We start from the raw sequence: 20134 nt of genomic DNA, 5'->3' as shown, positions 1-20134 counted from the left end.
TTGGCTTGCGTACGCAGAGCACTCGCAACAACACGGAACGCAAGGAACGTCGTTCATGGCCACCAACGCGTCACCCGACCCCAAGGACGGGATGTGGGCGTTCATCGCCTACTACTTACGCTTCTGCCGCAACCAGCGAGAACTCTCCGGGGACGCGACAGGGCGCATCATCAACGCGAGCAAGGCGACTGTTTCGCGCATCGAGAACGGCATCGACCGCCTGGACGCCCCACGCGCCGCCCTCCTGGACAAGGCGTGGGACACCGGCGGGGTCTTCGCCCTCCTGGTCTGGTACGCCAGCATCGGCCACAACCCCCAGTGGCTCGCCCAACTTTCCACGTTCGAACAGCGTGGGCGCTTCATCCGCATCTTCGAACCGCTCCTCATCTCCGGCTTGCTCCAGACGGAGGACTACGCCCGAGCGCTACTGACGGGGGGAGGTATGGCCGACCCCGAACCGTTCGTCGCTGAACGGATAGAACGGCAGAGCGTTCTCGACCGAGCGTTCGTCATGGTGCTGTTGAGCGAAGCCACGTTGCGCTGGCCGGTAGGGAGCCATCGGATCATGCGTGAGCAACTTGCTCACCTGCTTAAAGTGGCGGAACGCCCGAACGTCGTACTCCACGTGATCCCGCAGACATTCGAAACCGGCGCCTATCCCGGCCTGGACGGCGGGCTGAAACTTGTCACTGGGGACGACTTCGGCGAAGTGGCTTACACAGAGTCACTCGGCGGTGGACGGCTCGTATCCTCCCCAGTGGAGGTTGCGGAGTACGCGATACTCTTTGCCAGGATCAGCGCGAAAGCTCTACCCGAAAACCGGTCCGCGGAAATGATCACTAAAGCTATGGAGGCGTTCAGTGACGACGACGTGGCGCAAGAGCAGTCACAGCGGCACCCAGGGCGGGAGTGACTGCGTGGAGGTCGGCCGCCTCCCCGAGACCATCGCGTTTCGCGATTCCAAAGACCCCGATGCCCCCAACCTGCACCTCACCCCCCACGGCTTCCGCACCCTCCTCACGAACCTCAAGCGTTAACCCCCGCTGCCCCGGCCCCCTCGGGGGTCGGGGCGATGGAGCCGAGATGACGCAGAATGCGTGGCGGAAAAGCAGTTACAGCAGCTCGCAGGGCGATAATTGTGTTGAGCTGGTCGGCCTCGGCGAAGCCGTGGGCATCCGCGATTCCAAGGCACCGGACGAGCCCGAGCTCCTCCTCACACGAGAGACCTTCCGCGCCCTGATCGCGAACCTCAAGCATTACCGCTGGTAGCCCATGGCTTCTGGTGAGTCCGCCACCATGCGCTCGTTCTCTCGGCGTGGGAGACCGCCTCCGGTGAGCCGGTGTCGACAGTTTCCGTGGCGCAGTCAGATGGCCTCCCCCAACTGTTCAGCCACCCGCTCCAGCCCCTTTTTGATGAGCTGCCCGTACTCGTCGTCGCCCAGCGCACCGATCCCGGCCCGCGCTTGCCGTAGATGCTCACAGGCGCGATCATGATCGCCCAGCTTGCGATAACATTCACTCAGGTTCAAGTGCAACGACGGATACAGCCCGGCCACTGAAAGCGTTACCCCGGCTTGGGCCACCCGTTCGTCAGTGACCAGACCGACGGCGGCAAGCGCTCGCAGATCCCACACCAACTCCTGCCGCACATCGTCCTGCACATCCGCCATCGAGTGAGCAAGGACGCAAACATGCAGCGGGTCGCCCTGCTCGCCGCCGATGTCGTCCCAGATCTGCGCGAACAAGTCGCGAGCGGCTTCACGTTGACCTCGGTGGTGATGCAACTCCACCCCCTGACCGATCCGGGTCATCGTTGGGTCGCCGGTCATCAGCGGCTCCTTCACCGTCGCGTTTCGCCGTCAGCCTATTGGCCTGACGTAACTTAGCGATCTTGCCCGCAGTCTGGAGAACGTCTTCGAGCGGAACGTGCGTACATCGTCGGCGTGATACTGGGCGTCCTCGCGAGTAGGCGACCAAGAGCGAGCGGCGGCGAGGCAGGCGATCCGGGCACGGAGGGCGCCGTCCGCACCGTCGTCCGCGATGATCGGCGGCTGCTGAGCTGAGTCAGCCCGGTAGTCACCGCCTGGAACCTGCAACGCAGGCGTCCGGAGCGCGAATCCCAACGGGGGAGCCAGAGCTTGAAGGTGAGCGATCCGGTGTCGGGCACGCTCTCCATGTGATCGGTCACGACGGGGCTCCTGGTTCTCAGCAAGAGTGATCGATGTCGAGGACGCCCACCTCGTTGCCACGGACGAACAGCACGTACGTGTACTCGGTCTCGTCGTCCTCCGTGGGATCCGTCGGCGGCCACTCTGTGGGCAGGTAGCCGTTGACCGTTACGAGTGCGCCGTCCAGGCGTTGTTCGATGACGTCGACCAGGTCGTCTACGAGGTGAGGCACCAGGTGGTCGGACGGGATCTCGGGCATCTCGTCGATGTCGTCCCATGAGCCGTCCCAGAGGTCGATGCGGGAGAGCCGGGCAGCGGTGTTGTAGAGCGACGCTCGCAGCTCGGGGAACGTGGTCGGGCGGAACGTCGGTTCTTCGTCGGCGTACTCCTCGGCGTCCTCGCGGGTGGCCGACCAGTAGCGAGCGGCGGCGGCGAGGCTGTCGTCCCCTGTCTCGCTCTCGGGAAGCCTGCCGATCCGGAACCGGAAGTCCACCGGGTTGTTGTTGTTCACCATGAGGTGGTCGCTCAGAAGCGTGGCGAGGCAGGCGATCCGGGTACGGAGGGCGCCGTCCGCACCGTCGTCCGCGATGATCGGCGGCTGCCGCACCGCCGCCGCGGGCTCCAGGGTGATCCGCACCGTGCTTCCGTTGTAGTCGCGGTGCAGAAGGTGCAGGGCCGGGTCGTCGTCGGTCGTGGCGAGGCGAAGCAGGTCGCCGTACTGGCCCGCCGCCTCGTCCACCAGATACCGCACCAACGACATGCGGCGCGCGTCCTGGACGTGGGCCGCCTCGGTGATGAGCGAGACCAGTTCCTCGGGCGGTACCGAGCGGTCGTCCCTGGACGTCGTGCCGGTGTACTGAACCGCGTCCGAGACCTTCGGCAGGCCGGCAAGCGCGGCGAGCCGCTCGGGCGGAGCCGGCCATGGCTCGGCGCGGGGGTCGCCGGTCTTGCCGAGCACGAGCGTCGACGCCCACCCGGGTGCGGATTCCGGTGTCCACGCGGCGAGCAGCCAGAGGGCCGAGACGAGCAGCCACTGGGGGTTCGACGGGTCACGACCGTCCGGCCGGTCCGCCGGATCCGGCTGCCAGTGCCACGCGTCGGTGAAGGCCGTGGCCATCTCCACCCAGACCACCTCCGTTACGGCTCGTGCGTCGACTCCCGCGCGACCCGACCGCCGCCACGGACCCCGGGGTGACCGTATCCAAGGACACCGTCACTCCGGTCAGCGCCGAGGCCCGTCCGTGACGACGATCCGGGTGCCAGTGCCGGTCGAGGGGTATCGTCCGCGGCCCCTCGTCCTTCGGTCCCAACGGACAAGGCCGGTCACGCGGGCGTGACCGGCCTTGGTTCGGGCGCGAACGATGGTCCCGTCCCCCGCGTCCGGAGTTACCGGACGTCGAGGGCGCGGGTGATGGTGCGGAACAGGTCGGTCTGGTCGGTCACGCCGAGGACGCCGGCGGCCTGCGGGCCCCTGGCGGCGATCCGGACCTGGGTACCGGTGTGCTCCTGGGACTGGCCCGGGGTGTTGGTCGCGTAGTTGATCTTCATGGGGGCACCGTCCGCGGTGATCAGCGTGGCGGTCTGGCCCGGGCTCTGGGCCTCCAGCGGGATGATCTGGCTGGTGTGGCCGTGGTCGGCGGTCACGACCACCAGGGTGCCCGGGTTCCGGCGGGCGAAGTCGAGCGAGGCCTTCACCGCCTTGTCGAACTCGGCCGTCTCACCGATCTGGCCACAGGGGTCGGCGGCGTGGTCGCGCTTGTCGATGGACGCGCCCTCGATCTGCAGGAAGAAGCCCTTGCGGCTGTGCTTGGTCTGCGCGTCCAGCAGACCGATGGCCTTGGACGCCATGCCCGACAGGTGCGGGCCCCCGAAGGCGGCGTTCGGCGTGCACTTGGCCGGGTCGGTGCCGCCGACCTTGGCCGCCGGACCGGTCCACTCCTGCGGCATGTTGCCGTCCGCGAACAGTCCCAGCAGCTTGCCGCCGGGCTTGGCCGCGTTCAGCCCGCCCTCGTCGGTGACGACCGTGTACCCGGCGGCCTTCGCCTGGTCGATCACGGTCTTGCCGGCGAAGGGCCCCGCCTTGACCGTCTGCGCGAAGCGGGCCTTGCCGCCGCCCAGGTACAGGTCGGCGCCCGTCTGCACCTGCTGCTCGGCGATCGAGCCCGGCCCGCCGTTGACCTTGTCCTGCACGGGGCACTTGGCCATGTCGGCCGGGCCCTGGCAGCCGCGGTCCGCGACGTGCGCGGTCAGCACCGCCGGGGTGGCGTCGCCGAGTTCGGCCGTGGACACGTCACCGGTCCGCAGGCCGGCGCGCTTGGCCAGTTCCAGGACGGTCGGGACCGGCTTGCCGTCCGGCGTGACCGAGATGGCCCCGTTGTAGGTCTTGTGACCGGTGGCCCAGCCGGTGCCGCTGGCCGCCGAGTCGGTCACGTAGTCGATCTGGCGCGGGTCGTCCTTGTTGACCGCGTACGTGGTGTACGCGCCGGTCAGGGGCAGCGTGTCCATGGCGAGCCGCCCGGCGGCGCCCTTGATGTAGTTGCGGGCGACGGTGATCTCCGAGTCGCCCATGCCGTCACCGATCAACAGGATGACGTTGCGCGCCTTGCCGCCCTGCACCGCGTGGCGGACCTCCTGGGTCCGGTCGCCGCCGGACGCGTCCGCGAGCCCCGAACCGAGCGCGGCGGCCACCGCCCCCGTGGTGAGCACGACCGCGGCCGTCCGCCGTATCTTCGCAGCCGAATTCATAGGGCTGACCTCCTGGCTCATCGTGAGTGACAAACAGGGACAGAGCACCAGGTCAAGGTGAGGTCGACGCCCCGCCGATCAAGACGAACACCTGAACAGTCGGCGAACGGTGGCGGGACGCCCTCGGCGGCGCCTCGCACCAGGCAGGCGGCGCACCCGTGCTGAGGTTCGCTGGAACGGTGACCCAGGGAAGACGTCTCACGATTCGGGGTGCCGCTGTGGGGGCCGGTCGCCTGTGCCGGGGCACGCGTCGAAGGCGGCCCCGGCATCCGGGCCGGGGCCGCCCTTCGACCGGATGAACCCGCCTACAGGGGCGGACGCGTCACATTCACCGGCGTCCCGTAGTCGGAGAACTCGATGACCGAGGTGATGCGGACGAGGTCCCGGCCGGCTTTCCCCGCATCCGTGCTGGGGACGCTCGTCTGCACCATCTTCTGGATCTTGGGGACGGCGCCCCCGACCGTCACCGACCCCGAGACCCGCATCCCGCCCAGCGGACCTGCGGGGTTACCCACACTGGAGAAGTCGTAGGTTTGCACCGCCGCCGGCCCGTCACCCGTCTGGCGTGAGGGTGCCGAGTTGTCGAACACCAGCAGCAGCCGCAGCATATGCAGGACATTGGCGCTCAGTTCCTGCGGGCCGAGGGGATCGCGGGTCGACGAAGGGTCGATCTTGTGCCAGGTCTTTCCGCGCAGCACATAGCGCTCATCACCGAGGAAGCGCTGCTCCATCGGCGCCGCCCCCGGGCCGCGCAGGTAGCCCCGCCGGTTGGGGGCGTCAAAGGCACCCTGATAGGTCTCCACGGTTTCGCCCCGGCCGCGCGAGGTCAGCGTCCGGGTTAGTTTCACGTGGAACGTCGTACGCGTGGTGGCCTCGGTCGCCGCTGCCAGGGTGACGTCGCTGCCGCGTCCCGTGGTGATAGTGCGTCCACCGTCGTCCCCGGGGACGAGGTTCCCGCCGATGGTGGCGGCGGCCACGACCAGCGCGACCGCGCCGGTCCCGAGCGCTCCGGCGCCCGAGCGGCGCATGCGCCTGGCGCGCCGGCCGCGATGCACCAGGGTCTCGATCGGCGCTTCGGGGATCGGGCGCTCGTCGGTCGCCGACCGCAGCATCCGGGTCAGCCGGTCCTCGCTCATCGTGTGATCTCCTCGGTCTGCGGGAGGGCGAGTATCGAACGGAGCCGTTTCATCGCCCGGGAGTGCTGGCTCTTGACGGTGCCGACGGAGCATCCGAGAACGTCGGCGGTCGCCGCCTCCGTGAGGTCGGCGTAATGCCGCAGGACGACGATGGCGCGCTGCTGGCGAGGCAGGGCGAGCAGCGCCCGGCGCAGCTCGTCGTCCGGTTCACGCGGGGAACTGGAGCGCGCGTCGTGCCGCTCGGGGGCGTCGGTCAGCAGCTCCCGCCGCCTGCGACGCCACCAGCTGACGTTGCCGTTGACCAGCATCCGCTTCAGGTAGGCGTCCGGGTCGCCGTCGGCCACCCGGCGCCAGCGCACGTAGAGCTTCACCAGGCAGTCCTGGAGGAGCTCCTCGGCGCGGTGGACGTCACCGGTCAGCAGCGTCGCCAGGCCGTAATGGCGTTTCCACGCGGCGGCCGCGAACGTGGCGTAAGCGGTTTCCTGCGTCGGTTGACTCACGTGCATTGAACGCCGCAGGGCGCGCGGATGGTTGGCAGGTCCGGTCGGCGAATCCGCGGGCATGATCTCGCTCCGACTCGTGCGGGGCGGAGCGCCGCGGCTCAGACCGCGGCGTTCGACGCGGCGAAGCGGGCCCGGTAGGCGGACGGGCTGAGGCCGGTCTGGCGGCGTAGCCGGGTGCGCAGGTTGGCGGAGGTGCCGAGGCCACTGGCGCGGGCGACGGCCTCCAACCGGAGCTCGCCTTTCTCGATGAGCCCGCACGCGAGCGCGACCCGCTCGGCGTTGAGCCAGGCCAGCGGGGTCGTGCCGAGCTCGGCCTGGAAGCGGCGGTGCAGGGTGGCGGTACTGGTCGCGGCGCGGGCGGCCAGGTCGGCGACGGTCAGCGGCCGATCGAGCCGTTCCCGCGCCCAGGCCAGAACGGGCGCGAGCGAGGTGTCCGGGATCGCGGGGACGGGACGTTCGACGAACTGCCGCTGGCCGCCGTCGCGGTGCCCGGCGAAGACCAGGCGGCGGCCGACCGCGTTGGCGATCTCCGCACCGTGGTCGCGGCGCACGATGTGCAGGCACAGGTCGAGCGCGGCGGCGCTGCCGGCGGCGGTCAGCACGTCCCCGTCGTCCACGAACAGCACGTCGGGTTCGAGCCGAACCGCCGGGAAGCGGGACCGGAAGAGATCGGCCCAGCGCCAGTGGGTGGTCGCGGGGCGGCCGTCGAGCACACCGGCGGCCGCGAGAGCGAACGCGCCGGTACAGAAGCTCACGAGCCGGACGCCCCGGGCGGCGGCCTGCCGGATCGCGGAGAGGACCGCCTCATCGGGCGTGTTCTCGGGGTCGGGACGATTAGGAACGATCACGGTGTCGGCCGTCTCGACCGCCTCCAACCCGGCGATCCCCGACATCGTGAACATCCCCGCGTGCATCACGACCGGGCCGGGCGCGCAGAGCGCGAAGTCGTACCAGGGGATGCCCAGCTCGGGCCGGCGCAGGCCGAACAGCTCGGTCGCGACGCCCATCTCGAACGGGTTCGAGCCCCTGTCGACGATCATCACCACGCGATGCGAGGATCCTTGCGGCATATGCGATTCCTAGCACTCACGCCGGGCCGCGGCCACCCGCAACAGTGGACGGATGAACGAACCGATCGATCTGCACTCGGCGCTTGCCTCCTTCTCCGACCTCTGGAGCCCGCGCATCGTCTCGCAGGTGAACGACTACGACGTCCGCGTCGCCAAGGTCGCCGGTGACCACGTCTGGCACGTCCACGACAACACCGACGAGTTCTTCCTGGTACTCGACGGCGAATTCACCATCGCGCTCCGCGACGGGACGGGGGAACGCGACGTGACATTGTCCAAGGGCTCCGTGTTCGTCGTCCCCCGAGGTGTGGAGCACAAGCCGTCCGCCCCGGGCGGTGCGTCGATCCTCATGTTCGAGCCGACCGGGACGTCGAGCGTCGGCGACCGGCACGACGACGTCCCGGACCATGTCGACGCGACCATCGGGCGACCGCTCGCCTAGACGCGGCGGTGGAACGCCTTCCTGGAGGGCGGTCGACGACGGGCGTATCGTGTGGTCGGTGGGGCACGACCCGGAGGTGTGGGCTGCCGGCGACGCCTATGAGGCGTACGTCGGCCGGTGGAGTCGCTCCGTCGCGCGGGAATTCGTGCGGTGGCTGGACGTCTCGGTGGGCGGCTACTGGCTGGACGCCGGATGCGGCACCGGAGCGTTGACGGCGGCCGTGCTGGAACTGGCCGACCCCGCCCAGGTCGTCGGTGTGGATCCCGCCGAAGGCTTCATCGCCCATGCTCGGACCCGGATGGACGACGCACGGGCGGAGTTCCGCGTGGGGGACGCGCAGTCACTGCCGTTGCCCGATGGCCGGTTCGACGCCGTGGTCAGCGGACTCGCGCTCAACTTCGTCCCCGATCCCCGTCGCGCCGCGGCCGAGTTCGCGCGGGTCGCCGCTCCGGGCGGCGTGGCCGCCGCCTACGTCTGGGACTATGCCGAAGGCATGGCGATGCTGCGGTACTTCTGGGACGCCGCCGCATCCCTGGACCCCGCCGCAGCCGAGCGGGACGAGGGCCGCCGCTTCCCGCTGTGCAGTCCTGAGCAGCTCGCCCGGCTGTGGACGGAAGCCGGCTTCGCCGAGGTCACGGTAGGAGCGATCGAGTTGCCCACCGTGTTCGCCGATTTCGGCGACTACTGGCAACCGTTCCTGGGCGGGCAGGGCCCGGCTCCCGGGTACGTCATGTCCCTGACGGACGAGCACCGTGATGCCCTGCGCGACCTGCTGCGCGACCGCCTGCCCGCCCGCCCGGACGGCTCCATCCCGCTGACGGCCAAGGCCTGGGCGGTACGAGGGCGGAAGGGGACCGGGCCATCCCGCTCCGGCAGCCCCTCCGACTCCGTATGAGCCATGCGGCGGATCGCCCGCCCGGCCATTCGTCCAGCGCGGATGTCCAACGAAGATCCCCGTGGTGGTTTCCGGTGCGTCGCCCCGATTGGCGCCCGCAGAAGAGCGTCATGCCGCAAATCAACCGACCCGGTGGCGCGGTCGCCTGGGCGGTCCGGAGTGATGCCTCCGGCCACGACCATGCCGCCGACACCCGTTCAGTGCCTGCTCAGTCAGCCTCCGGGACGGTCGAGGGCAGGAGGCGGCGGTGCGCCATGGCGAGGAAGGCGCGGCCCGCCGGGCTTGCGTGGTGCGGACGGGCGGCGAGGATGATCCGGCGCTCCAGCGACGGGTGGGCGAGCGGCACCCGGGCGAGCGCGGGCGGCCCCTGGAGTGCGGACCGCGGAAGGATCGCCAGGCCGATCCGCTGAAGGACGAGCTGGCGGACGAGGCTGAGGTCGCGGGTCTCGGCGACCACGTTCGGGACGAATCCGGCGTGCTGGCAGGCGGCCTCGATGTTGGTGCGCAGCTTGCCGCTGCGGGGCGCGGTCACCAGAGGCTCGTCCCGCAGGTCGCGGAGCGTCAGCGAATCCCGGGCGGCGAAGGGGTGGTCGGGGTGCAGGGCGACCACGACGTCCTCGCGGGCGATCACGTGCGGGGTCATCTCGGCGCCGAGCGGGGCGTCGGCGGGGCCCTGGCCGATGACGGCCGCGTCGAGTTCGCCGGTGGCCAGGGCGGCGAGCAGGCCGTCCGTCTCGTCCTCGCGGAGGGTGAGGCGGATCCGCGGATGGCGGCGGTGGAAGGCGCCCAGCAGCGCGAGCACCCGCCGGTCGGGCAGCGGCTGCACCAGGCCGACCGCGAGGCTGCCGGTGAGCAGGCCCGACAGCGCCGCGATCGACTCCTTCGCGTTGGCGGCCTCGGCGAGCATGGCGCGGGCGTGCGGCAGCAGCGCCTCCCCGGCGGCGGTCAGCGCGACCGAGCGCCGGTCGCGCCGGAACAGGGCCTCCCCGACCTCGGCCTCCAGCCTGCGGATCTGCTGGCTGATCGCGGGCTGGGCCACCTGGACCCGCTCGGCCGCGCGGGTGAAGTGGCGCTCCTCCGCCACCGCGACGAAGTACCCGAGCTGCCTCAGTTCCATAAGCGAACGATATTACAGAGAGCACAAGCCTGTCTTGGACTTATTACCGGTGGTCGCCGTAGCGTCGGTGACGTCGAACGAAACGACCGGAAAGCGAGGAACGGCCATGGGCAAGGCGATAGTGGCGGAGGTCAGGACCCGCAACGGCGCGACCGAGGCGCCCGGAGATCTCAGGCCCGGTCCTGCCCCCGTCAGCGCCCCGGCGGGGAACCCTCCGGTCCGGGTCCGGCTGGCGATGACCCTCGCGGCGTGGGCGGTGGCGTTCGCCGTGGTCATTGCGCTGCTCGCGCTTTTCGGCGACCTGCTCGCCGCACTGCCGATGGCCGGCCGCGCCGCGGTCATCAGCGGCGTCCTCGTCACTCTCATGGTCAACCTGGTCATGCCCAGGCTCGCCCCCGTGGTCAACCGGTGGGTCGGCGCGGGCCGCCCGAGGACGGCCCCGGCGGGCAGTACGGTCGCGCACTCCGACCAGGGCGCCGTCCACCCCTGAGCTCCGTCGCCGAGGATGCTCGGTGCCGGCCGGGGGGGGGCTCGCCGACGGCGTCGCCCACCGCCCCTTGGCCGGCGAAGGTCAGCTGGCGGCATTCAAGCAGCAGGCATCGGCCGGGTCGGTCGGCATTCCTTCGTTGGTTGTCCGGTGGCGGGGAAGAATGCGAGCGACACCGGAGGCGGCCGGGTGAGGCCCGGCCCGCGTTCGACCTCGGCCACGGGAACCGGAGGAGATGCGATGACGACGATGCCGAAGCCGGCTTTGGCAGCGCTGGACGTTCTGATCGGCGAGTGGACGGCCGAGGTCCCGCAGTTCGGCGAGGGGCAGGGAAGGGTGACCGTCGACCGGCTGGAAGACGGCGCCTTCCTGCGGATCCGGTCGCGGCCCCCGGCGCCCGCGCCCGCGGCCGTCCAGCTCGTCGGGCCCGACGATTCGTCCGGCGTGTACACCGTCCTGTACTACGACTCGCGCGGCGTGTCCCGCGTCTACCGGATGACGCTCGACGGCGACGTCTGGAAGATGTGGCGCGAGGCCCCCGGATTCGACCAGCGCTTCACCGGGACGATCAGCGCCGACGGCCGCACGATCCAGGCCTTCTGGGAGAAGTCCCTGGACAACGAGACCTGGGAGCACGACTTCGACATCATCTACACGAAGGCCGCCGGCTAGGGCTCGCCGGGATGGTCGCGCAGCCAGACCTCCGCGCGCCTGCGCGACGCCTGCGAGAGCCATGCGTCCTGCACGACCTCGGTGAGTTCCCGCAGCGTGAGCTCACCGAGGCGGCTCGCCCTCAGCAGCACCGAGCGGTGGCCGTCGAAGTGCGGGGTGGTGAAGAACGGTGACGACGCGTCCTGCACGAGGGCCTGCTTGTCGGACTCCGAAGGCACCCAGAACACGATCACGTCCGGGTAGCGCTCGCCCGTCGCGGGGTCGAACGCGTCCGGGCGAGGGGTCCGGAAGAACACGAACGACTTGCGTCCCACCTGGTAGACGGGGTTACCGCCCTTGCCGTACTCGACCGTCACATGCGGCATTCCCTGCGCCAGCTCGTGCACGTCCTCGACCCGGGCGGGACGGTCGTCTGCCTGCATGCCCGCAGCGTACGCCGTGATCGTCGGCGGTGTCGGCGAAGCGGTCAGGAGCTGAGGGCCTCGCGCTCGATCCGCTCGAACTGCGCGGCCATCGCCTCGGCCAGGGCGTTGGCCCCCGACAGCGGCCGCACCATCACGGTCAGGTCGTCGATCAGCCCCTCCTCGTCGAGGTGGAGGAAGTCGCACCCGTGCACCTGCCGGCCGTTCACGGTCGCCTCGAACATGAGCGCGTGGTCGCGGCCGTCCACGCTGACGATCTCCCGGACGTAGCGGAGGTCCTGGAACACCCGCCCGGCGCCCCGCACGATCGCGGCCGTGATCGCCTTCCCGTGGTACGGCTTGAACGCGACCGGGCTGGTGAACACCGCGTCGTCGGCCAGCAGCCCTTCGATCGCCTCCGCGTCACCGGCCTCCACCGCCCGCCTGAACGGATGCATGCGACACCCCCCGAAATGGACAACTTGTTGAGTAGGTGCAAATTACACTAGCCATGGCGTGGGAGATCGTCCACCGGTCGGGGGCGTGGCGACGATCACGGGCCGATACGCTCGGAACCATGTCGTTGCGGAACGCGGTTCTGGCCACGCTTCTGGAAGGCGAAGCGTCCGGGTACGACCTGTCCAAGAGCTTCGACGCCGGGGTCGCCAATTTCTGGATGGCCACACCCCAGCAGCTCTACCGGGAGCTGGAGAAGATGGCCGGCGAGGGTCTGATCCAGGCGCGCGTCGTCCAGCAGGAACGCCGTCCCAACAAGCGCCTCTTCTCCCTCACCGAGACCGGGCGCCGCGCCCTGCACGAGTTCACCGCCAGGCCCCCGCGCCCCGGCGCGATGCGCGAGGAGCTGATGGTCCAGGTCCAGGCGGTGGACGCGGGGGACGTCGAGGCCGTCATGACCGCCCTCCGCGAGCGCCGCATCTGGGCCGAATCCAAGATCGCCCGCTTCGAGCGGCTCCAGGCCCGCTTCCTGGACGGCCGCACCGAGGAGGAGTACCTCGCGACCGCCGACCGGATCGGTCCCTACCTCACCCTGATGCGCGGCCTGGCGTTCGAACGCGAGAACCTCCGCTGGTGCGAGGACACCCTGACCATCCTCGACCGCCGCATCGCCGCGCGCCCCCTCGAAGGGCGCGGCCGGACCACGCCGGAGACCGATCGCGGCCGGGCGTCGTAGCCGGGACCCCTCCCGGCAGGTCAGTTCGGGTTTGGGTTCGTTGCGTCGAGCCCGGCGAGGAGGATCTCCAAGCCGGAGCGGAACTCGGTTCGAGGGTCGCCAGCGGCCGCGTGGGCTATCTCGACCAGCCGGGGGAACCGCTCAGCCGGAAGGGCGGCCATCCGCGCGGTGACGGCGCCGGCGTCCTGGCCCGCCGTCGCGAGGGGACCTTCGAGTTCGGCCTGGACGATTCCGGCGATGAAACCGGAGACCACACGGAAGGCGGCCAGCAGCTCGGCACCGGATCGTCCGCTGTCGGCAAGGGCCTGCAACAGGGCTTCGGTGGGGGCGAGCGCGTCTTCGTCGAGGCTGCGCGTGGTGAGGACGAGAGGGATCGCGTCGGGGTGCGCGCGCACCGCCCGCCAGATGGCCTCGGCGATCGCCTCCACCCGCGTCCGCCAGTCGCCCGGAGTCTCGTCGGGCCAGCGGACCCGGGTCATGACCGCGCCGGTGACGAGGCGTTCGAGCCCTTCCCGGCCGTCGACGTAGTTGTAGATGGTCATCGGGCCCGTGCCGAGCCGGGCGGACAGGGCGCGCATGGTCAGCCCGGCCAGGCCCTCCTGGTCGATCAACTCCAGGGCCGCGTCCTGCAACTGCCGATGGGTGAACCTGCGCGGTGCCGGCATGGACTCTCCCCTTGTTTACGTACAAGGTACGTGTTTAACTCTCTCTCGTTCACGTACAACGTACTTGATGGGGAACGCGCATGACGACACGCACCTCCTTCACCTCCGGTGGCGATCAGTGCGCCGCCTGGCTCACCGTCCCCGACGGTTCCGGGCCGCATCCGACCGTCGTGCTGGTGCACGGCGGCGGCGCGACGCACGAGATGATGCTCGGCCAGTACGAGAAGTGGTTCTCCGAGGCGGGCCTGGCCGTGCTGGCCTTCGACTTTCGCCATCTGGGCGAATCGGGCGGCCGGCCGCGCCAGTTGGTCAGCGCGCGCCGGTACGCGCGGGACATCGACGCGGCGCTGGAGTTCGCCCGCACACGGCCGGAGCTGGACGCCGGGCGGGTCGCGCTGTGGGGGACCTCGTTCGGCGCCAGCCACGTACTCGCCGCGGCCGCCCGGCAGCCCGGACTGTCGGCAGCGGTGGTGCAGTGTCCGGTGCTGAGCGGCCGCGCCATCGCGCTGCGCGCCGGGCCGCGGCACCTCGCCCGGTTCACCGTCCCGATCGCCTCCGACCTGGTGCGCGCCGCACTGCGGCTGCCGCGGCGGTACGTCCCACTGGTCGGGCCTCCCGGCGAACTGGCCTTCGTCAACCAGCCGGGCGCCCTCGAGGGATGGCGGTCGGTGTGCCCGCCGGGTTACGAGTTCGACAACCGCGTCACCGCCGCCTCCGGCCTGGGAATGCTCTTCTACAACGCGTCGGCCCGCGCGGCCCGCGTGCGCTGCCCTCTGCTGGTGTGCCAGAGCGACCGGGAGAACCTGATCGACACCGCGATCGCGGAGAGGGCCGCGGCGGCGGCGCCGCGGGGCGAACTCAGGCACTACGACGCCGACCACTTCACCGTCTACCACCCCCCGCTGGTCGAAAAGCTCGTAGCCGACCAGATCGACTTCCTCACCACCCACCTGCGGCCCCGGTCATGACGCGCGAGGACGCATCGCTGACGGCCTGCTGCAAGGACGGCACGGCGGCCGCATCGCCCTCGGCGCCCCCAGACTGACCGGCGGTCTACTTCGCCGACGCCGGAGATCGGAAGAGCTGGGCGTTGGTGGGCAGGTGGAGGACCTCGGCGACCGGAACGCGCCGAGCGGCATGCGATACGGCTCCAGTGGACGTTTGCGGCTGCATGTCGTGTTCCGGGGGGCGCCGATCGTCTTGTTCGTGAGGAGCGGAACCGGCCGCGGAGGAGGATGCCATGTCGGGTGAGGACGGCAAGCGAGCGGGGCACCGGGCCCTGGTGGATCGCGTGCTGAACGGAGAGGGAAGGGCATCGGCCGAACTGCGTGCGCGTGCCTTCGGGGACGACGGCCTCCCCCCGCCCCTGGACTCGTTGATCGGCAAGGTCGTCGAGAGTCCGGCGCAGGTCACCGAAGCGGATCTGAGTGCGGCGAAGGCGTCGGGCTGTACCGAGGACCAGGTGTTCGAGCTGGTGGTCTGCGCTGCGGTCGGCCACTCCGACCGGCTGTACGAGGCCGGACTGGCGGCCCTTGCAGAAGCGACCGGCGAAGGGAGGCCGGACCGTGCGTCTTGAGATCCTCAACGACGGCTACGGCCGCGGAACCAAGCTGCTGTTCGCGCTCATCCGGCTGTTCTCCCGGCACCCGGTGCCGGACGCGGCCAAGCTGGTCTTCTACCGGCCCGACTTCTACGGCGCCCGGGCCAAGGCTTTCACCCACGAGGCGATGCGCGGGCCGTCCGGATGGTCGGTGGGCGACCGGGAGTTGATGGCGGCCTACGTGTCCAAGGTGAACGGATCCGCGTTCTGCGTCGCCGCGCACACCGCGACCGCAAGCCTGGCGTACCAGGACGAGTCGGCGGTCGCGGCCGCGCTGGCCGACCTGGACTCGGCCCCCATCGGTGAGCCGCTGCGGGCGACGCTGCGGATGCTCAGCAAGCTGACCCGGGACGGAGAGGTCGGCGCGGGCGACATGCGGGACGTGCTGGCCGCCGGCGCGTCACCGCGGCAGGTCGAGGACGCGCTGGCGGTCTGCGCCGCCTTCGACATCACCGCCCGCCTCGCCGACGCCTTCGGATTCGAGCCGCTCACCCCCGAGGGCTTCGAAGCCGGAGCCAAGTACCTGCTCAAGCGGGGCTACCGGTAACTCGTGGCCCCCGGAAACTCAGGCGGGGACGGGCTCCGTGCAGGCGGAGGGCGGGCGGCCCTCACCACCGGTTCGCTCGGCCGCATCGATGTAGCCGGCGAGAGCGCCGCGGGATCGGGCGAGCCTCTCCATCTGGTCGTCGAGGCGCCGCAACCGCGTCCGCATCGCCGCCAGCAGTTCCGGACACCCCAGCAGGTCCGGGGCCTCCCCGGCCGCGCAGGGCAGCAGGTACGCGATGTCCTCGGAGGACAGGCCCGCGTCGAGCAGATGCCGGATCTGCTTGACCCGCACCACGGCGCCCTCGCCGTACTCGCGGTAACCGTTCGCGCCGCGCTCCGCCTCCAGCAGCCCCTGCGTCTCGTAGTAACGCAGCTGGTGGGCCTTGGTGCCCGTCCGGCGGCTCAGCTCTCCGATCCGCATCGCATCCTCACTTGACCTTCAGACCGGTATCAACGTTGACGATGCTGCCATGAGCGACAACACCGACATCCCCGTGGCCATTCTCGGACTCGGCCTGATGGGCCGGGCACTCGCCAGCGCGTTCCTGAAGGCCGGGCATCCCACGACCGTGTGGAACCGCACTCCCTCCAAGGCCGACCGGTCGGCGGCCGAAGGCGCACGACCGGCGGCGACGGCCGGCGACGCGCTCAAGGCCGGCCCCCTGACGATCGTCTGCCTCACCGACTACGAGGCCGTCCACGAGGTGCTCGACCCCTGTGAACTGGACGGCATGACGCTGGTCAACCTGACCTCGGGCAGTTCAGCCCAGGCCCGCGAAACCGCCCGATGGGCGGAGCGGCGCGGCGCCCGCTACCTGGACGGCGCCATCATGGCCGTCCCGCCGGCCATCGGGACCGCCGAAGCCGCGATCCTCTACAGCGGGCCGCGACCGGACTTCGAAGCGCACGAGGCGGTACTCGGCGTGCTCGGCAGCGCCACCCACCTCGGCGCGGACCCTGGGCTGGCGTCTCTCTACGACGTGGCCGGACTCGCGATGATGTGGAGCGTCCTGAACGCCTGGCTCCAGGGCACCGCCCTGCTCGGCACGGCCGGTGTGGACGCCGCGGCGTACGCGCCGTTCGCGCAGCAGATCGCCGCCGTCGTGGCGGGATGGCTCCCCGGCTATGCCGAACAGATCGACCGGGACTCCTTCCCCGCCGAGGTGTCTGCCCTGGAGACCGATGCGCGAGCGATGACCCACCTCATCGAGGAGAGCGAGGCGGCAGGCGTCAACGCCGAACTCCCGATGCTGTTCAAAGCGATGGCCGACCGCGCCCTCGCCGCGGGCCACGGCCAGGACCAGTACCCCGTCCTGATCAAGGAGTTCACCACCCCCCGCACCCCCTGATCCCCGCCGAGCACCTCGCCCGCCCCGATTTCAGGGGCGGGCCGGGTCTCCTTCGCCACCGAGGGCATCGGGTTGCGCCGAGGCGAGCGGAACGTGCTGCGGACGCGGGTTACTGGGCCATGTCCACGAAGCGGCTGTAGTGGCCCTGGAAGGCGACCGTGACGGTGGCGGTGGGGCCGTTCCGGTGCTTGGCCACGATCAGGTCGGCCTCGCCGGCGCGCGGGGACTCCTTCTCGTAGGCGTCCTCGCGGTGCAGAAGGATCACCATGTCCGCATCCTGCTCGATACTGCCCGATTCGCGCAGGTCGGACACCATGGGCTTCTTGTCCGTCCGCTGTTCGGGGCCTCGGTTGAGCTGGGAGAGCGCGATGACCGGGACGCCCAGTTCCTTGGCCAGGAGCTTCAGCGAGCGGGAGAACTCCGAGACCTCGACCTGGCGGCTCTCCACGCGCTTGCCCGAGGTCATCAGCTGCAGGTAGTCGATGATCACCAGGCGCAGGTCGTGCTGCTGCTTCAGGCGGCGGCACTTCGCGCGGATCTCCATCATCGACATGTTCGGCGAGTCGTCGATGAACAGCGGCGCCTCGGCGACCTCGCTCATGCGCCGGGCGAGGCGCGTCCAGTCCTCGTCCTGCATGGTGCCGGAGCGCATCGCGTGCAGCGCCACCCGCGCCTCGGCGGACAGCAGCCGCATCGTGATCTCGTTGCGGCCCATCTCCAGGCTGAAGAAGGCCGAGGTCAGGCCGTGCTTGATGGACGCGGCGCGAGCGAAGTCGAGGGCGAGCGTCGAGTTGTGCGTGGGGATGCAGGACCGCCCCGCCAGGTACATGTGGTCGTCGTTGTCGACCTGCACGCACCGCACCGGCACGCTCTCCACCGGCCGCACGTCGACGATGTGGCGAACCCGCGCGCCGGGGTGGACACCCGCCCGCTGCCGGGCCGCCTTGCGCGGCAGCCGGAACACCGTCTCGGAAGGGATGATGCCGAGCTGCCAGAGGTCCTCTCCGGCGGGGTCGGCGGTCATCGCGAGGTCATGGCCGAGGCTGAGCAGCAACTCGCGCAGGTCGCCCGCGAGCCGGGCGGACGGGACGGCGACGTCGACGCGTCCGTCCAGGGAGACGTGCCCGCGGACATCGAGCAGCCCGGCCAGCAGCGCCCGTCGTTGAGCGATGGAAGCGCGCAGGTACCGGGCCGGGATGTGCTTGCCCCCAAGCAGGTCGAGCGAGGCGAGCCGCTCGCGTGCGCCGGCTAGGAGGTGGCAGCCGAAGACGGCCTCGGCGGTGGTCTCCTGGCCGGTCTCCTTCAACTGGTCGATGACGGCACCGTCAAGGCAGGTGATGCGGGCCTCGTCTTCGTCTCCGGCGCCGAGCCATGCGCCGAGGACGTAGGGGTCGAGCGGCAGTTCGGCCTCGGGCAGGTCGAACGCGGCGGCGAACTCCACCATGCGGTGACCGTCGTCCCTGGTCAGCGCTTCGAGGATCTGCTCGGTCGTCTCGATGCGGCGGATGGGTGGGACGGCTTCGCGGACGGCCTCGCTCGCGTACGGCGCGCCTGCGCCGGGGAGGCCTGCGGCGTCCCCCCGGAGCGGTGCACTTGAGGGCGCTCCGCCGCCAGGGCTCGTGCGCGAGGCCTTGGCGGTGGTGATGTGCTCTGCCGCCGAGAAGGGAACGGGGACGGGTCCGCTACCGCGCGAGACGGCGGCGTGCGTCCGCCGCGGCGGGGCGGGGTGCGCGTCAGCGACGAGGCGGACCGTGCGCGGGCCGGGTCTGCCGCCTCGCCCGGCGGCGGCACGAGGCCGATGACCTGCCGGAGCGCTCCGGCCTTGGAGTTCCGCGATCGCGCGGCCGGCTTCATCGGCATCCTCCGTACCGGCGGCCTGCCCTGTGGCCGGTCGCGGGGCGGGAGGGCGGGCCGCGTCGCGGGGCTCGGCAGCGGCGGTGGTGCGCCACTGGTGTCGGGCGTCGGCGACGATGACCTCTCCGTCGGAGAACTCGATCTCGTAGCAAGGGCGGCCGTACATGACCTCTGTCGCGGCGACGACGCGCGTCGGCTTGCCGTCCGCTCCGATCAGGTGGTCGCCAACGGACACTTCGCCCATGGTGGTCCACCCAGAGGGGGTCGGAAGGGGCGTGTCCAGACTGGTCGCCTTGCCCATCGCGGGGCGGGCGGCGACCACTACCATCTGGCCGGGGTGCAGGCCGTTGGTCAGGGCGTCGAGGTCGGCGAAGCCGGTGGGGCAGCCGACCATCTGGCCGCCGCGGCTGCCGATCGCCTCGATCTCGTCCAGCGCCCCGGGCATGATCTCGCTCAGCGCGACGTAGTCCTCGCCGGCGCGCTTCTCGGCGATGGCGAAGACCTCGGCCTGGGCGCGGTCGAGGACCTCGTCGGCGTCGGCGCCGTCGGCGGCGTAGCCCATCTGGACGATGCGGGTGCCGGTCTCGACCAGGCGGCGCAGGATCGCGCGCTCGTGGACGATCTTGGCGTAGTACCCGGCGTTCGCCGCCGTGGGCACCAGGGAGATCAGCGTGTGCAGGTAGGGGGCGCCGCCGATGCGGCCGATCTCGCCGTTCTTGGTGAGCTCGCCCGCGACGGTGACGGCGTCGGCGGGGTCGCCCCGGCCGTAGAGGTCGAGGACGACGTCGTAGATGATCTGGTGGGCCGGGCGGTAGAAGTCGGGGGTGCGCAGGAGCTCCACGACCTCGGCGATGGCGTCCTGGGAGAGGAGCATGCCGCCGAGCACGCCCTGCTCGGCCGAGATGTCGTGCGGGGGGGTGCGCTCGAACTCATGCTCCTGCGGCCCGATATCCGCAACGCTCACCGCCACACCCCCTTCATCCTGGCCCGCCGGCGGCCCCGTCCGCCCATCGCCGACCGTTCACCCCACGTCTATCTGACGCGTCCGACATTCTCCCGACCCCGCGCCGCCGCGAGCAAAGCGCGCTGTGGACGAGCCTGTGGACGGCCTGTGCAGACACGCGGGGCAGGTTGTGCACGACCTGTGGACAACTCTGTGGATTGCCGGGGGACGGGATGAGCGGCAGGCCTCTGAACTGCGATAACTTCATCCACCGGGTGTGCGGGAAAGAAAGTCGCCCGGTCGGCGAGATGTAAGGCTTTAACTTTGTTTGATTATTACACGCTGGTAG

Annotated in this window: 24 protein-coding genes; 12 read left to right on the top strand and 12 right to left on the bottom strand. The window is 70.5% G+C overall.

From position 1 onward, the window contains the following. Window positions 1-55 precede the first annotated feature (55 nt). The 3 genes from FKD65_RS24740 to FKD65_RS24730 are packed head-to-tail and all read left to right on the top strand — an operon-like array spanning window position 56 to window position 1269. Complete coding sequence (locus FKD65_RS24740) at window positions 56-913, top strand: helix-turn-helix transcriptional regulator (protein ID WP_141579745.1); 858 nt, start codon at window positions 56-58, stop codon at window positions 911-913. Then, the gene (locus FKD65_RS24735; protein ID WP_141579744.1) at window positions 861-1037 is read left to right on the top strand and encodes a DUF397 domain-containing protein; all 177 of its coding nucleotides are present in this window, start codon (window positions 861-863) and stop codon (window positions 1035-1037) included. The genes FKD65_RS24740 and FKD65_RS24735 overlap by 53 nt, the downstream gene beginning before the upstream one ends. A gap of 46 nt (window positions 1038-1083) precedes the next feature. Then, window positions 1084-1269 (top strand): DUF397 domain-containing protein, encoded by a 186-nt coding sequence (locus tag FKD65_RS24730; RefSeq protein WP_141579743.1) that lies wholly within the window; start codon window positions 1084-1086, stop codon window positions 1267-1269. Between the two features lie 95 nt (window positions 1270-1364). Here FKD65_RS24730 and FKD65_RS24725 read toward each other — a convergent pair whose 3' ends face one another. The 6 genes from FKD65_RS24725 to FKD65_RS24700 form a co-directional block, all read right to left on the bottom strand. Continuing rightward, on the bottom strand, window positions 1365-1829 hold the full coding sequence (locus tag FKD65_RS24725; protein WP_141579742.1) for a tetratricopeptide repeat protein: 465 nt from the start codon (window positions 1827-1829) through the stop codon (window positions 1365-1367). Between the two features lie 376 nt (window positions 1830-2205). Beyond that, on the bottom strand, window positions 2206-3291 hold the full coding sequence (locus FKD65_RS24720; protein ID WP_141579741.1) for a hypothetical protein: 1086 nt from the start codon (window positions 3289-3291) through the stop codon (window positions 2206-2208). A gap of 263 nt (window positions 3292-3554) precedes the next feature. Continuing rightward, window positions 3555-4913: an alkaline phosphatase gene (gene phoA / locus FKD65_RS24715; RefSeq protein ID WP_141579740.1), complete on the bottom strand. Its 1359-nt coding sequence runs from the start codon at window positions 4911-4913 to the stop codon at window positions 3555-3557. A 305-nt stretch (window positions 4914-5218) separates the two neighbouring features. Next, window positions 5219-6049, bottom strand: a complete 831-nt coding sequence (locus FKD65_RS24710; protein ID WP_141579739.1) for a hypothetical protein — start codon at window positions 6047-6049, stop codon at window positions 5219-5221. Then, window positions 6046-6549: a SigE family RNA polymerase sigma factor gene (locus FKD65_RS24705; RefSeq protein ID WP_240809584.1), complete on the bottom strand. Its 504-nt coding sequence runs from the start codon at window positions 6547-6549 to the stop codon at window positions 6046-6048. The genes FKD65_RS24710 and FKD65_RS24705 overlap by 4 nt, the downstream gene beginning before the upstream one ends. Window positions 6550-6650: 101 nt before the next feature. Then, window positions 6651-7598 (bottom strand): helix-turn-helix domain-containing protein, encoded by a 948-nt coding sequence (locus tag FKD65_RS24700; protein WP_240809583.1) that lies wholly within the window; start codon window positions 7596-7598, stop codon window positions 6651-6653. Window positions 7599-7674: 76 nt separating this feature from the next. Here FKD65_RS24700 and FKD65_RS24695 point away from each other — a divergent pair, with 76 nt between their 5' ends. After that, window positions 7675-8064 (top strand): cupin domain-containing protein, encoded by a 390-nt coding sequence (locus FKD65_RS24695; RefSeq protein ID WP_141579736.1) that lies wholly within the window; start codon window positions 7675-7677, stop codon window positions 8062-8064. A 58-nt stretch (window positions 8065-8122) separates the two neighbouring features. Then, the gene (locus FKD65_RS24690) at window positions 8123-8959 is read left to right on the top strand and encodes a class I SAM-dependent methyltransferase (protein WP_205718241.1); all 837 of its coding nucleotides are present in this window, start codon (window positions 8123-8125) and stop codon (window positions 8957-8959) included. Window positions 8960-9167: 208 nt separating this feature from the next. On the opposite strand, the gene FKD65_RS24685 is transcribed toward FKD65_RS24690, so the two are convergent. Next, window positions 9168-10076 (bottom strand): LysR family transcriptional regulator, encoded by a 909-nt coding sequence (locus FKD65_RS24685; RefSeq protein WP_141579735.1) that lies wholly within the window; start codon window positions 10074-10076, stop codon window positions 9168-9170. 106 nt (window positions 10077-10182) lie between these two features. Here FKD65_RS24685 and FKD65_RS24680 point away from each other — a divergent pair, with 106 nt between their 5' ends. Both FKD65_RS24680 and FKD65_RS24675 read left to right on the top strand, forming a co-directional pair. After that, window positions 10183-10566, top strand: coding sequence for a hypothetical protein (locus FKD65_RS24680; protein ID WP_141579734.1), 384 nt, complete (start codon window positions 10183-10185; stop codon window positions 10564-10566). Window positions 10567-10803: 237 nt separating this feature from the next. Continuing rightward, window positions 10804-11235, top strand: coding sequence for a hypothetical protein (locus tag FKD65_RS24675; RefSeq protein WP_141579733.1), 432 nt, complete (start codon window positions 10804-10806; stop codon window positions 11233-11235). Here the strand turns inward: FKD65_RS24675 and FKD65_RS24670 are convergent. Together FKD65_RS24670 and FKD65_RS24665 are read right to left on the bottom strand one after the other, a co-directional pair. Continuing rightward, complete coding sequence (locus FKD65_RS24670; protein ID WP_141579732.1) at window positions 11232-11657, bottom strand: MmcQ/YjbR family DNA-binding protein; 426 nt, start codon at window positions 11655-11657, stop codon at window positions 11232-11234. The genes FKD65_RS24675 and FKD65_RS24670 overlap by 4 nt on opposite strands. 44 nt (window positions 11658-11701) lie before the next feature. Beyond that, window positions 11702-12094, bottom strand: coding sequence for a nuclear transport factor 2 family protein (locus FKD65_RS24665; RefSeq protein WP_141579731.1), 393 nt, complete (start codon window positions 12092-12094; stop codon window positions 11702-11704). A 119-nt stretch (window positions 12095-12213) separates the two neighbouring features. Between FKD65_RS24665 and FKD65_RS24660 the strand changes: the two genes are divergently transcribed. Beyond that, window positions 12214-12828, top strand: coding sequence for a PadR family transcriptional regulator (locus tag FKD65_RS24660; protein ID WP_168221171.1), 615 nt, complete (start codon window positions 12214-12216; stop codon window positions 12826-12828). Between the two features lie 20 nt (window positions 12829-12848). On the opposite strand, the gene FKD65_RS24655 is transcribed toward FKD65_RS24660, so the two are convergent. Then, window positions 12849-13493 carry a TetR/AcrR family transcriptional regulator gene (locus FKD65_RS24655; protein ID WP_141579730.1) on the bottom strand — a complete coding sequence of 215 codons (645 nt, stop codon included), beginning with the start codon at window positions 13491-13493 and terminating at the stop codon, window positions 12849-12851. 80 nt (window positions 13494-13573) lie between these two features. Between FKD65_RS24655 and FKD65_RS24650 the strand changes: the two genes are divergently transcribed. The 3 genes from FKD65_RS24650 to FKD65_RS24640 all read left to right on the top strand — a co-directional run bounded on the left by FKD65_RS24650 (window position 13574) and on the right by FKD65_RS24640 (window position 15640). Then, on the top strand, window positions 13574-14461 hold the full coding sequence (locus tag FKD65_RS24650) for an alpha/beta fold hydrolase (RefSeq protein ID WP_141579729.1): 888 nt from the start codon (window positions 13574-13576) through the stop codon (window positions 14459-14461). 272 nt (window positions 14462-14733) lie between these two features. Then, a complete protein-coding gene (locus tag FKD65_RS24645; protein ID WP_141579728.1) occupies window positions 14734-15069 on the top strand; it encodes a hypothetical protein in 336 nt (111 codons plus the stop codon). Further along, the gene (locus FKD65_RS24640; RefSeq protein ID WP_141579727.1) at window positions 15059-15640 is read left to right on the top strand and encodes a carboxymuconolactone decarboxylase family protein; all 582 of its coding nucleotides are present in this window, start codon (window positions 15059-15061) and stop codon (window positions 15638-15640) included. Before FKD65_RS24645 ends, FKD65_RS24640 begins: the two co-directional genes overlap by 11 nt. Window positions 15641-15658: 18 nt before the next feature. Here the strand turns inward: FKD65_RS24640 and FKD65_RS24635 are convergent, their stop codons facing one another. Further along, window positions 15659-16060, bottom strand: coding sequence for a MerR family transcriptional regulator (locus FKD65_RS24635; protein WP_141579726.1), 402 nt, complete (start codon window positions 16058-16060; stop codon window positions 15659-15661). Between the two features lie 49 nt (window positions 16061-16109). On the opposite strand from FKD65_RS24635, the gene FKD65_RS24630 reads away from it, so the two are divergent. Continuing rightward, window positions 16110-16988 (top strand): NAD(P)-dependent oxidoreductase, encoded by an 879-nt coding sequence (locus tag FKD65_RS24630; protein WP_141579725.1) that lies wholly within the window; start codon window positions 16110-16112, stop codon window positions 16986-16988. Window positions 16989-17097: 109 nt separating this feature from the next. Here FKD65_RS24630 and dnaB read toward each other — a convergent pair whose 3' ends face one another. After that, entirely contained in the window at window positions 17098-19806 is a 2709-nt protein-coding gene (gene dnaB, locus FKD65_RS24625; RefSeq protein ID WP_141579724.1) for a replicative DNA helicase, read from the bottom strand. Window positions 19807-20134 lie beyond the last annotated feature (328 nt).

It is taken from the genome of Actinomadura sp. WMMA1423, from assembly GCF_006547145.1.
GTDB lineage: Bacteria > Actinomycetota > Actinomycetes > Streptosporangiales > Streptosporangiaceae > Spirillospora.
This window is presented reverse-complemented; position numbering and strand designations above follow the sequence as displayed.